Source organism: Deltaproteobacteria bacterium (genome assembly GCA_028818775.1).
Taxonomy (GTDB): domain Bacteria; phylum Desulfobacterota; class Binatia; order UBA9968; family JAJDTQ01; genus JAJDTQ01.
In genome coordinates this window covers 1-12,692 of record JAPPNE010000097.1, presented here as the reverse complement: position 1 = coordinate 12,692, position 12,692 = coordinate 1, and the positions used below count along the sequence as shown (strand labels likewise).

General features: G+C 65.4%; 9 protein-coding genes. 4 read left to right on the top strand and 5 right to left on the bottom strand.

Features of this window, described 5'->3' with window-relative positions; all coding sequences use genetic code 11:
* Both OXU42_11695 and OXU42_11690 read left to right on the top strand, forming a co-directional pair.
* Nucleotides 1-1,146 (top strand): YcaO-like family protein (locus OXU42_11695; protein MDE0030051.1); only part of this gene is annotated, 1,146 nt, incomplete at its 5' end.
* Between the two features lie 9 nt (nucleotides 1,147-1,155).
* Nucleotides 1,156-2,274 (top strand): hypothetical protein, encoded by a 1,119-nt coding sequence (locus tag OXU42_11690; protein MDE0030050.1) that lies wholly within the window; start codon nucleotides 1,156-1,158, stop codon nucleotides 2,272-2,274.
* A 96-nt stretch (nucleotides 2,275-2,370) separates the two neighbouring features.
* Here OXU42_11690 and OXU42_11685 read toward each other — a convergent pair whose 3' ends face one another.
* The 5 genes from OXU42_11685 to OXU42_11665 form a co-directional block, all read right to left on the bottom strand.
* Entirely contained in the window at nucleotides 2,371-2,622 is a 252-nt protein-coding gene (locus OXU42_11685) for an NHLP leader peptide family RiPP precursor (GenBank protein MDE0030049.1), read from the bottom strand.
* 97 nt (nucleotides 2,623-2,719) lie between these two features.
* Nucleotides 2,720-5,053: an MMPL family transporter gene (locus OXU42_11680; GenBank protein MDE0030048.1), complete on the bottom strand. Its 2,334-nt coding sequence runs from the start codon at nucleotides 5,051-5,053 to the stop codon at nucleotides 2,720-2,722.
* A gap of 74 nt (nucleotides 5,054-5,127) precedes the next feature.
* Nucleotides 5,128-8,061 (bottom strand): ATP-binding cassette domain-containing protein, encoded by a 2,934-nt coding sequence (locus OXU42_11675; GenBank protein ID MDE0030047.1) that lies wholly within the window; start codon nucleotides 8,059-8,061, stop codon nucleotides 5,128-5,130.
* 11 nt (nucleotides 8,062-8,072) lie between these two features.
* A complete protein-coding gene (locus OXU42_11670; GenBank protein ID MDE0030046.1) occupies nucleotides 8,073-10,220 on the bottom strand; it encodes a cysteine peptidase family C39 domain-containing protein in 2,148 nt (715 codons plus the stop codon).
* A gap of 64 nt (nucleotides 10,221-10,284) precedes the next feature.
* Nucleotides 10,285-10,842, bottom strand: a complete 558-nt coding sequence (locus OXU42_11665; GenBank protein MDE0030045.1) for a hypothetical protein — start codon at nucleotides 10,840-10,842, stop codon at nucleotides 10,285-10,287.
* A 470-nt stretch (nucleotides 10,843-11,312) separates the two neighbouring features.
* Between OXU42_11665 and OXU42_11660 the strand changes: the two genes are divergently transcribed.
* Nucleotides 11,313-11,948: an outer membrane lipoprotein-sorting protein gene (locus tag OXU42_11660; GenBank protein ID MDE0030044.1), complete on the top strand. Its 636-nt coding sequence runs from the start codon at nucleotides 11,313-11,315 to the stop codon at nucleotides 11,946-11,948.
* Nucleotides 11,873-12,692: tryptophan 7-halogenase (locus OXU42_11655; protein ID MDE0030043.1), on the top strand; the 820-nt coding region annotated here is incomplete at its 3' end. The genes OXU42_11660 and OXU42_11655, both read left to right, overlap by 76 nt.

Below are 12,692 nucleotides of genomic sequence, written 5' to 3'. Positions count from 1 at the left end.
CGCAGCCTGCGCAGCAAGAGCGCCGGCAAGGGCAGCACGCGGGAACAATCCGAGGTCAGCGCCCTGTGCGAGGCGGTGGAGCGCTATTCGGGCGCCTTTCACGGCGACGAGGTCCGCGCGCGCAAGCGATTCGTCGAATTCGCCGGCGGAGAAGAGGCCATCCACCCCAACGATGTGCAGCTCTTCAGCGACCACCAGCTCGACGACGCCAAGAGCATCAATTCGCGCGGCCACCCCTACAACGTCGTCCCGCCGCGCCTCGACCCCGACGCCGCCATCGACTGGACTCCGGCGTGGTCGCTGACGCGGCGGCGGCATCGCTGGCTGCCGACGTCCATGCTCTACAGCATGCCGGCCGAACAGCGCGGCCCGTCGGACCTGATCGCCGATTCCAACGGCTGCGCGGCGGGCAACACGCTGGAAGAGGCCGTCTTGCAAGGCTTCTATGAACTGGCCGAGCGCGATGCGTTCGCCGTCTGGTGGTACAACCGCCTGCGAGTGCCCGCGGTCGACCTCGCGAGCTTCGACGACGAGTACCTCGCCTCGGCCGCGGACCACTACGCCCGCTACGAGCGCGACCTGTGGATGCTGGACGTCACCTCGGATATCGCCGTTCCCGCGTTCGTGGCGCTCTCGCGCAGGCCGGACGCCGAGACCGAGGACATCATTTACGGCGCCGGCGCCCACGCCGACCCGCGCATCGCGGCCCTGCGCGCGGTCTGCGAACTGAACCAGTGCCTCACCTGGCTGCCGCGCCCCGGCGGCGACGGCCGGCCCATGATCGACGACCCGCTGGCGCTCTGGTGGTGGCGGACGGCGCGGCTGGCCGAGTGCTCGTGGCTGGCCCCCGCGGACGGCGCTCCCGCGCGCAAGGCTTCGAGCTATCCCGTGGTCGAATCCACGGATGCGCGCGACGACGTGGAGCATTGCCGCCGGCTCGTGGAAGCCAAGGGGATGGAGTTCCTGGTCCTGGACCAGACCCGGCCCGACATCGGCATGCCCGTGGTGCGGGTCATCGTGCCGGGCATGCGCCATTTTTGGGCACGATTCGCGCCCGGGCGCCTTTACGAAGTGCCGGTGCGCATGGGCCGCCGCGAGCACGCTCTCGCCGAGGCCGACCTGAATCCGGCGCCTGTCATCGCTTGAGGAGACGAGATGGAAATCGACGAGGCCGTCACGCTGACCCAGGAGCGTCTCGCCCAAGAGGGCGCCACCATGGCGGATTTGCTCAAGCATTTCCGCAACAGGGTTGCGCCGGTCCTGGTCGGCGCCCCGCAGTGGGAGCGCATACTCGAATGCGCCGGCAAGCTCCCCATCACCATGGGCGCCCTGCCTTTCGGATTCGAGCTGCCGCTGCATGAACCCGGGCCGGAGGCGGACTTCGGCGCCTCCCTCGCGAGCGGCACCCGAACGGCGGCGTTCTTCCGGGAGCGCGCGCGAACCGATGAGACGGACGGGACCGCGCAAGCCATCACGCGGTTGTTCAGCGAAATGGATGCCGAAGTGTCGCCGCTTCGGGACATTGTCGGCCGCAAGTTGATGCTGGAATACGATATCGGTTCGGCCGGGGACAGTGAGGGTGCGCGCCCGGGAATGTTCCTGCGGCCCGGCGAACGCCCGATCGTCGGCGCCGGCGGTCAGGCGGACGACGTCGGTACGGTGGTGGACGCGCTCGTATCCTGCGTCGGTTGGGAGAAGAACGACGCCGAGCGGGAGAACGTGGAACGGGCTTACCTGGCGCAGCCGGGAGACACGCGCCTGGATTCGTTCGGTGTATTCCCGTCGCGCGAGCGGTCGATCCGCTTGGCGGTCATGGGCTTCAAGGCGGGGGAGGAACTGCGCGCCTGGCTCGAGGACACGGGTTGGCCCGGGCGGCTCTCGGCTGTCGACGCCGTGATCGCGCGCTTCAAGGAGCGTGCGAACATCGTCAGGACCGGGGTGAACGTGGACGTTCGGGAAGACGGTCTCGGTCCGACGCTGGGCCTGACGCTCATCGTCAAGCAGCGATACACAAAGGATTCACGCTACTGGCTCGACGGCCTGACCGACTGGGATCCGTTCCTGGAAGCCTTGGGGCATGAGGAGGTGGTGGTTCCGGAGAAGCTTGCGGAGTTGGCCCGCTGGGTTTCCAAACCGACGCCGCTGTTCGGGAAGGCCGGGCGTTACATCATGATGCGCGGCATTCACCACATCAAGCTGGTCCTGTCCGAGGACCGGCTCGGGGAAGCCAAGGCCTACGTGTTCATGGTGCTCTCGGCCGGGGTCTCCCCCTGACGTGGCGGTAAACGAGTACACCCCCGCCGGCCTCCCTGGCGGGGGCGACGGGGGATCAAACGGTGTATTGACCGGCTGTGCGCCGGCCGTTCGGGTCTACCAGCAGCAGCAGAGGCCGGCCGAGATCGCTTCGAGTTGTTCCTCGGTGATGTTGGGATCCGGCGGCAACGCGAGATGCACCGTCTGCATGTCGCTCTCATGCACCTGGATGGTCATCGAATCGGGAATCGTAATGCCCAACTCCTGACTGATGGTGGCCTTCGGATCGGCGAGAAGCTGTTGCCTGAACTCCGTGTCCAGGGCGGACTTCTCAACAATGTGCTGCAACATTTCGTCGCCGCTTCTCATGACGACTCCTCCTTTGTCGCACAAGTTCTGCGAATGCTTGGGAGGATACTACCACGTAACTACCGTTCCCACAAGTACTTGCCGCCTCCATTAAGAGTTATTTAGAACTTTTAAGAACTTTTTTGGAACTACTGTCCACCGACATCAACAGCGCCGGCAGAAGCGTCAGGTCGGCCATGAGCGCGAAGCCTATGATCATCGCCGTCAGGACCCCCACTTGCGCGGTGGGCACGAACGGTGAAAACACCAGGATCAGGAATCCGGCCACCAGCACCACCGTGGTCGTGAACATGGCTTCACCGGCCGTTTCGAAGGCGTGGCGCACCGCCTCTTCCGGGCTCAGGCCGTCTTCACGCCGCGCGCGGCGATACTTGCTGAGGAAATGCACGGTATCGTCCACGACGATGCCGACGGTCATGGCCACCACGACGGACAGCGAGAGTCCCACCTGCGCGACCGTCAAGCCCCACACGCCGAAGCCGAGGATCGCGGGAACCAGGTTGGGAACGATGCTCACCACCCCCAGCCGCGGGGACCGCAGGGCGAAGAGGAGAACGGCGGAAATGGCCAGGAGCACGACCATCGTCCCGACCACCATGGCGCGGATGTTGCGCTGCCCGATATAGGCGAACAGCGCCGCCGGCCCGGTGGTGTTGACCACCGCTACGTGGGGTGCGTTTTCCTTGAGCCAGGCCTCGGCGCGTGCGTTCAGTTCGAGCACCTCTCGCGAAGAGAGGGTCTCCGCCGAGATCGTGACTCGCGTGGCGGTCCTGGACCGGTCGAGCTGGTTGTTCAGGTTCAGCCCCTCCGGAAGCGACAGCTCGTAGAGCACCAGGTACTGCGCCGCCAGCTCCTTGCTTTCCGGAATCCGGTAGGCGGCCGGATCGTCGCCGTGCAGGCTCTTGTTGAGCTGCCGGAAGGTATCGGTGATGACCGCCACGTGGCGCACGGGGGGCTGCTGACGGTACCAGCCGGCGAAGTCGGCCACGTCGGCGAGGAAACGGGGGTCGGTGACGCCGCCCTCGACGGATGCGTGCAGCGAGTATTCGAGCAAGGTATTGCCGCTCAAGCGCTCGTCCATGAAATCCGTGTCCTGCCGGAACTCCACGCTCTCGTCGAAGAAATGAACCAGGACGTCATTGAGCTCGTTGCGCGGAACGGCCAGAATCATCGCGGCCACGACTACCAGCCATCCCCAGATGATCGCTTTTCTGTAGCGCAGCACGGCATTCGCCAGGAGGTTCATCATGGGCGCGCGGAGCCGGCGGTCCTTCGCCGCACGGACCGGGAGAAGCGAGAGCAGGGCCGGCAGAAAGGTGACGGAGAGAAGGAAGGAGGCGCCGACGCCGAAAGCGACGAAGTTGCCCAGGTGACGGTAGGGCGGCACTTCGGAAAAATTCATGCTCAGGAAGCCGAGCGCGGTGGTGAGGCTTGCGAGAAACACCGGATGCAGGTTGAGGCCGATGGATTCGACGATGGCGTCGTGCCTGGAATGCCCGTCGCGCAGATGCCGCCGCAAAGCCACCAGCAGGTGCACACAGTTCGCCACGACGATCATCAGCACGATGGTCGGCGCCGGGGCGATGGGCGGGGAAAAGGGCATGCCGGCCCATACCCCCAGGCCCATCGACGCGAGAATGGAAAAGATCATGACCGTTCCGGTGGCCGCCACCCCCGCCCAGCCGCGGGTGAGGATGCCGAGGATCAAGCCCATGAGCAGCAGGCTTGCGGGCAGGAAGATCATCTGGCTCCGGATGGAGGCCTCGACGAAGGTCTGGTTGACCATGACCGTGCCGACGACGCGAAGGTCGATGCCGGGGAATCGCTCTTCCGCCTCCCCGGCGGTCGCTCGCGCGTATCCGGCAACTTCGGCCACGGCCTCCAGGAGGCCTTCCTCCGGCAGCTCAATGGTGACGCTTACGACGCTGACATCGCCCTTGCGGGCCAGGATGCTGCCCGCGATGCGCGGATCGGACAAGGCGATGGCGCGGATTCGCGACCGCGCCTGGGCCTGGGCCAGTTCCCGCGGGTCCACGAGGTCCCGCACATACAGGTCGTCGCCTTCGGCGGTCGTGTACTGGAAGTTGGCGAGGGAGTCGACGCGCCTCGCAAAGGGTGTTCGCCAGGCAGCTTCCGTGAGCCAGACGGCGGCCGAGAGCGCTTTTTGCGACGTGGCGTCGCCGTCGTCCGGAACGATCAGGAAGGCGACGTTCTCGTTCTTCCCGTAGGTGTTCTCCAGTTCTTCCAGTGCCAGAAGCTGCGGATTGTGCTCGTCGAAGAAGATGCGGTAGTTGGCGGAGAATTCGAGCCGGGCGATGCCGCTTGACGCGGCCGCCACCCACAGCAGGGTGATGCCGATGACCAGCCAGCGGTGGCGGAGCACCCATTCGGCGAATCGGGTCGCGGACGACTCTGTTGCTGCGGGCGGCATCCGTACGAGTCGCTACTTTCCTGTTCGATCACGAACACGAAGCAGGATTTTCCGGCCCGTCTGCATTGTCCGGATCAAGCGAGCTGCCTCTTGACGAGGTCTCGGAATACTCCGTCGACCTCCACCAGTTCCTCGAAGGAGCCGCTTTGCACGACTCTTCCGGCCTGCATCACGTAGATGCGGTCGGCCTGTTCCAGCGTGGACAGGCGGTGCGCGATGACGATCCGGGTCGAGGTCAGCAAGGCCAGGTTCTGCATGACCTCGGCCTGGCTTTCGTTGTCGAGCCAGTTGGTTGCCTCGTCGAGCAGCATGATCCGCGGGTTGCCGAGCAGCGACCGGGCGATGGTGACGCGCTGGCTCTCGCCGCCCGACACGACGCCTCCGACGGCCCCCACCATGGTCATCATGCCCATGGGCATCGCCCTGATCTGGCTTTCGATCCCCACGGCCCGGGCCGCTTGCCACACTTCCTCGGAGGTAATTCCCTCGTGGTGCGCGACGATGTTGTCCCAGAGATCCTGGGGATGGAGCCGCACGGACTGGGGAACCGCGCCGATTTTCCGGCGCACCTGCTTCAGGTTCAGGTGCCTGAGGTCGCGCCCGTCGTAGTAGACCGCGCCGGCGGTGGGCCGGTCGATGCCGAGAGCGAGCCGGAAGAGGGTGCTCTTGCCGGCGCCGGACTCGCCGGCGATGGCGACGAATTCGCCGGGACGGGCGCGAATCGTGACGTCGTCGAGAATCAGCGGGCCGTCGGGATCGTAGCGAAAGGAAACGCGGTCGAACAGGACTTCGCCGTCGAGACGTTCCACCGGCTCTCCTTCGACGTCGGCGTCGGGCACCGCGACGAGCAGCGGCCGCATCTGATCGAACGCGGGCAGCATGGCGGCAATGGTGCCGAAGGACTCGCCGAGCCGGGCGATGGCGGACTGGAACGCGATGAAGACGGTGTAGACCACGAGGAAATCGCTCACCGGGACGTTACGGCCGCCCGCCGTGACCACCGCGAAAAGCAGCACCCCGGCGGCAAGGAAGGGAAGCGCGGCGCCGAACGCGCGCGAGTGTCCCTCGAGCGCGCCGAGCTCGAGCTCCGCGCGCTTCTGCTCGCGATAGTCCTGCGCCCACATGGCGAAAGCCGATCCTTCGGCGTTTTCCACGCGCAGCTTGGCGATACCGCCCATGATCTGGAACAGCCGGCCGGCGACGCGGCGTATGGCGCGGATCATCCGCCCGTAAGGCGCAATCTGGCGCAACCCCACGGCTACGGTGACCAGCAGCGCGGCCAGGCTGAAGGCGAGGGCGATGATCCCGAGGGTGGCGTCGTAGAAGAAGATGACGCCAAAGACCGGGAGCAGGAAAATGATCGACAGCAGGCTGTCGGCGAGGACACCCTGCAGGCCGTCGCGAAGATTCTGGAAGGTCATGCCCGACATGGCCAGATCGCCCGCCGGATGGCGGTTCAGAACGCTTGGGGGAAGGCGCATGAGCCGGTCCCAGAAGGCGGCTTCGACGCGGGACGCCGAGCGCCCCTCGAGGCGCATCATGGTGGAGCTTTGAAACAGGTGCAGCAGTGCGCCGAGCAGACCGAAGCCGGCAAGCGTCAGGGCCACGGCGTAGATCGCTCCGGCGCTCCCGCCGGCCACGACGTGGTTCGCGACGAATCCGAGCGCGAGCGCCGGCAGCAGCTTGATCAGGCCCCCCGGGAGCCCGGCCATCACGAGCCGTGCCAGATCCGCGGCCGACCCGTGCAGGGCGATTCTCAGCAGGTCCGCCGGTTTCACGTTCCCCGGCGGCAGCGGCTGATGGAACGTCCAGGCTTCGTTCCGGAGCGCGGCGGCGCGCCCCGCCGAAAGCCGGACGCTCGCCTTGGTGACCGGGTCCACTTCCCGGTAGCGCCCGAACCTCGCCGGCAAGAGCGCCACCGGCCGGCCGTCCCCGGCGCGGAATGCCAGCAGCGCGTTGCTGTCGCCGCGCCACCAGTCGCCCTCGTCCTTGAAGCGCACGCGCCGGGCGCGTACGCCCGACGCGTCGAGTATGTCGACGAGGCCGACAGGAGAAGCCGAGGGTCCGGAACGCGCCGGAATCCTGAAGTCGATCCCCTGATGGCGCCCGATGACGTGCAGGGCATCCGCCAAAGCGGTGTCCTCGACACGGGTGCCCCGATCCGCCGGCAGGTCGTAGATGTTGAACAGCCGCTGCCGGGCGGCGCTTTCGGCGGTGCGGCGGCTCGTGGTCCGTTCGCGTTCGAGGTTCGCATCGTCGACCACGGCCAGCCGGCGGTTCAAGCGCTCCAGGGCGAAGGCAAGCGCGTGAAACGAGGCGAGCGCCGGCAGCAGCGCGCCGTGCCGCGCCAGGGTTTCGGTGGACGTGGTCGAGAGTGTCGCCTCGTCGAACAAGGTGAGCCAGCTTGTCCGCGTCAGCGGTATCACCGCTTCGTGGGGGCCGCGCGCTTCGGCAAGTTCCGCTTGTTCGACCATGTCCATGAACAGGCTTGCGCCGCGCGGGGGTTCGGACACCCATACGACGCCGCGCCGCACGGACAGCGTGCAAGGGCCCAGGACCTGAGTCAGGCCGGGTTCCGCCAGCGCGGTGGCACGCGGGAGGCGGCTCACCAGGCGCGAGAGCGTGTCGGTCACGGCGGTCAGCCAGGCATCGGTCTGTTCCGCCAGTTCCGCCGGGTCGACCTCGGACAGCACGGATGCGGGCAGGCGTTTCAGAAGGGTGTCCGGCAGTCCTTTGGCAATCAGCCCGAGCGTGGTGTCCTTGTGGGCGCCGTCTTGTTCGTCCGGCGCGACACCCGGCAGCAACCGGCCCGATTCGCAGCGCAGCAGATGCTGGGGCGCCGCCTGTTCCACCCCGTCCTTGAATTCGACCAGGAACAGATCGACGGCCCCCTGGTCAATGAACCAGACGCTGTCCGGGTCGTCGAGTTGCACCGGCAGGTTGCCCGCGCAGGGTACGGATCTGCCGGAGCGGGCGGCGAGTTGGCCTATGGATGCGTATTCCGGCATTGCGTCGTGTATCAGCCCGACTTGACCAGCTTGTAGTACGTGCCGTCCTGGTCCGCGATCAAGGCGTCGTGCGTGCCGCGCTGCACCTCCACGCCCTTGTCCAGCACGATGATTTCGTCACTATCCCTCACGGTGCTCAGCCGGTGCGCCACGATCAGGCAGGTGACGCCGCGACGGCGCAGGGCATCATCGACATACTCCTCTGTCGCGGCATCCAGCGCACTGGTGGCCTCGTCCAGAATGAGCACCGTCGGATGACCCACCAGCGCGCGGGCGATCTCCAGCCTTTGCCGCTGGCCGCCGCTGAAATTCACTCCGCCTTCCTCGACCAGCGTCGCATATCCGTGCGGCCTGAGCAGGATGTCCTCGTGGATGGAGGCATCCCGCGTGGCGGCGACGATGACTTCATCCGGAACCGCCGGGTTCCACAAGGTAATGTTGTCGCGCAGGGACGCGGAGAAGAGCACGGCCTCCTGGTCCACCATGGAAATGGAGCGCCGCAGCACGTCCTCGGGGATCTCGTCCCGCGGATGGCCGTCAAACAGGATCTCGCCCGACCAGGGTTGACAGATGCCCGAAACCAGACGCGCCAGGGTCGACTTCCCGGAGCCGCTGGGACCGACCACGGCGACCCGCTGACCCGGCTTGATCAGGAGGTTGAAATCCTTGATCAAGGGAGGCCGGCTCTTGTTGTAACCGAAGGTGACGTTGCGCAGCTCGAGCCGGCCCGCGAGATGAAGCCGGCCGTTGAACGTGGGGAGTGACTTCGATGCGGGACTTCGGCGGCTGAAAACGGAATCTTCGGCGGCTTTCGACACGTCCTCCAGGCGCTGCAAGTCGGTGGCAAGCGCGCGGCGTTTGTCGGCGAACTCCAGAAAGCGCCCGACAGGGGCCAGAAACATCTCCGCCAGGATATAGAGCCCGACCAGCGTCCCCAGGGTCATCTCTCCGGTGAGGACGAGGCTTCCTCCGATGCCCAGGATGGCCGCGCCGCGAAGTACGGCGATCAGGCCCGGAAGCGCGGCATTGACGGAGCCCAGTTCGGAGTAGAGCTGGCGCGCGCGCAGTTCGCGTGCCTGCTGGCCGCTCCAGCGCGAAAAAAACCAGTCGTCCGACCCCGTCATGCGCAGGTTGTCCGCATGATGCAACATCTGCATGCCGACGCTGAGCAGCAATCCCTGTTCGCGCCTCATGGCCTGGCTGCGAATGTTCCGGAGGGCGTTGAGCAAGTGGGCCAGGAGGCCGTGCAGAAGGGCCAGCGACAGCACCACCAGCGTAAGCAGGACGTCGTAGGTGAACATGGCGATGAGCAGCACCGCGCTCATCGCCATGTCGATCAGGAGCACCACAAACTGCTCGGTCAGATTCTTCGCGATTCTGTCGATGGACGAGACCCGATCGGTCAGGTCGCCCACCGGCCTGTGTTCGAAAAACTCCACCGGCAGGCGCAGCAGCCGCGACATGCCCCGATTGGAGCCCACCACCGCAATCCGCGCCGCGAGCCGCCCGAGGAAACGGTGCTTGAGCAGCGACAGCAGGTACACCAGGATGCCGCCGCCAAGCAATGCCGCCACCAATCCGCCCCAAGGCCCATGGTTGTCCAGGACATCGTCCACGAAGACGCCGAGAGATGCGGGAACAAGAAGCGCCAGCAACGTCAGCATGAGGCCGCAGGCCGTCACCCCGGAAAGCACCCCCCACGATCCCGCGAGCAAGGTGCGCAACTGGCTGAACAGGCCGGGCCGCTCGCCGCCCGGCGTGAAGTCGGCGCCGCGCTCGAACCGCAGCGCGATGCCGCTGTAGCCCTTGGTGAACTCTTCCGCGGAAAGCGTGCGCCGCCCCGTGGCCGGGTCGTTGAGATGGAAATTGCGGCCGTCGAATCCTTCGAGGACGACGAAATGGGTGAACTGCCAGAACAGGATCAGGGGCAACGGCAGCTTCTTCAATGAGTCGGCGCGTACGCTGAGCCCCCTGCATTCGAGGCCGTAGTATCTGGAGGCGCGCGCGATGCTCGCCGCGCTGCTTCCGTCCCGGCTCACCTCGCATTTCTCGCGCAGTTCGGTAAGCGGCACCCAGCGCCCGAAGTAGGCCAGAATGCTGCCGAGGCAGGCGGCGCCGCATTCCGTTGCGTGCATCTGCAACAGAATCGGCGTGGTCACCCTTCGTTTCGACGGCTCCGGAGCGGTCCTGTCGCTGGCTCCTCTAGAGGCCTGTGGCGGCATCCTATGGTCGCCTCATTCCGAAAAGCGCGAGCGGAGACTGCCTGCCGGTCTCGATGACGATCCGGCATTCGCGGCCCGCGACGGAAGCAGGATCAAGGCGCTTGTCGAGGGCGACATCGAGGCGGTACACGGACACCGGCGGCGCGGACTCGAACGCGGCCAACCCCTCGGACAGGGGCACGGCGGCAATGGTCTTGACCACTCCGTCAAGCGTGTCCGCCTTTCCGCCCGCGCTGCCCAACTCTACCGCCGCCGGCATCCCGGCCTTGATGTGCGAGGCAACGTCGCGCTTGATCCACACGAGCGCTCGCACGGACCGCGTGCCCTCGGGCCGGCCCTCGCCGGCTTGTGCCAGTACGCCGTCCAACGCAATGGTACGGGCTACGTTGCCAAGGATGAGCCATGCCGCGAGGATGCACAACAAACCGGCGATGACGGCGACAAGCAGACGCTCCCGGGGCGTGGAAATGGTCAGCAGACGGTCGAGTTGTTCGCGTTCTTCCTTGCCCTCGGCAACCGTATTCTGGAATGAGTCGAAAGGATTATTGAACACGGTCATCCATCGCCTCCTCATCGAGACCAAGCAAGGAAAAGGAAAATATCACACAGATGGAGGAGGGTTTGGAAGAATTATATGCAATCTCGACCCGGCAAGGTCAAGTCCTCGATGTGCGGCAAGGGCTTCCAGTGACTTTTTGGAGAACAAGCGTTCTGGTTTGGTTCATGTCGGCACTTAACCTTCCGAGGGAATCAAGGTACGATGCAACAATGTCCATGACGGGACCTGCGCGGATGTTTCCTGACCACGAAACCGCCCGAAGACCGTACGTCGGCCAGCACTGGACGAAGGGTTTCCGATGGCTCAAGTGTGCTTCATTCGGTATCCGGTTCCTGACGCTGGCGTGCTTTTTCTTTCCAAACGTACATGTCATAGCGCGGGAAGAAACGGCCCAGGACAAGGGTCTCAGGATCGCGCGTGAGGCAAGCGCGCGCGATGATGGGTTCGGGGACTTCACCGCCGGAATGACCATGGTGCTGCGCGACCGGCACGGTCGGGAGAGCGTCCGGCGGATGCGCTTCAAGGTGCTGGAGGTGCGGGGGGACGGCGACAAGAGCCTGTTCGTGTTCGATGAGCCGCCGGACGTGCGCGGAACCGCCCTCCTGACCCACGCTCACGTCAACACTCCGGACGACCAGTGGCTGTATCTGCCGGCTCTCAAGAGGGTGAAGCGCATCAACGCCGCGAGGCGTTCGGGGTCGTTCATGGGAAGCGAGTTTTCCTACGAAGACATGAGCTCTCACGAGGTGGACGAGTACACCTACAAGTATCTTCGCGACGAGCCCTGCGGGGAGCTCACTTGTACGGTGATCGAGCAAGCTCCCCTGGACAAGAAGTCCGGATACAGCCGCAAGCTCGTTTGGCAGGATACGGGCGAGCTTCGAACCTGGAAGGTCGAGCTTTACGATCGAAGGGGCTCGCACCTGAAGACGCTCACTCTCGCCGACTACCGGCAATACCTGGACCGGTACTGGCGGGCGGGAGAACAGACGATGGTGAATCACCTGACCGGAGCGAGCACGGTGCTTGAATGGACCGATTTCCGGTTCCGCACCAATCTCGACGACGGCGAATTCACCCGAACGGCGCTCCGACGCGTGCGCTGATGCAGCCAGGCGGCAAATCCTTGCGGAAGATCGCGGTTGTCGGGCGGGGAACCGCGGGATGCCTGGCGGCTGCCAGCGTCACGCTTCGTCATCCCGACAGCGACCACGAGCTGCACCATATCTATGACTCGCGCATCCCGGTCATCGGCGTGGGCGAAGGCAGTTGGCCGAGCCTGGTGCAGGAGTTGCGGCAACTGACCCATCTGCCTCATGAAACGGTCCAGCAACGCCTGAATGGAACCCGGAAATATGGCGTTGCGTTCGAGGGATGGGGCCGGCGCAATCGGGATTTCACCCACTATTTCACGCCGCAACAGGTGTCCTACGCCTACCATCTCTCCGCCGACCTGATGGCGGATTTGCTGGACGCAAGCACGCGCGCGCGCCACATCGACGCGAAAGTGCTCGATATTACCAGGGTGGACGGCGGCGCGCTGGTGGAACTGGAGGGCTTGCCGCCGGAACGTTACGACTTGGTCTTCGATGCCCGCGGGTTTCCGAAGGAGCTCGATCCCGACGAGCACATCGACATCTCATTCATCCCCACCAATACGGCCGTCATCCGCCGCTGCCCGGCCATCATCGAGGAAGAGGGGGCCGGGCCGGTGCGGCAGCATACGTATACCCGCGCGGTGGCGCGTCCGCACGGTTGGATATTCGTGATTCCGCTGACCGTGCACACCTCCTACGGGTCACTGCTGTCCCACAAAAATACGAATGAAGGAGGACCTGAAGAGCTCGCCT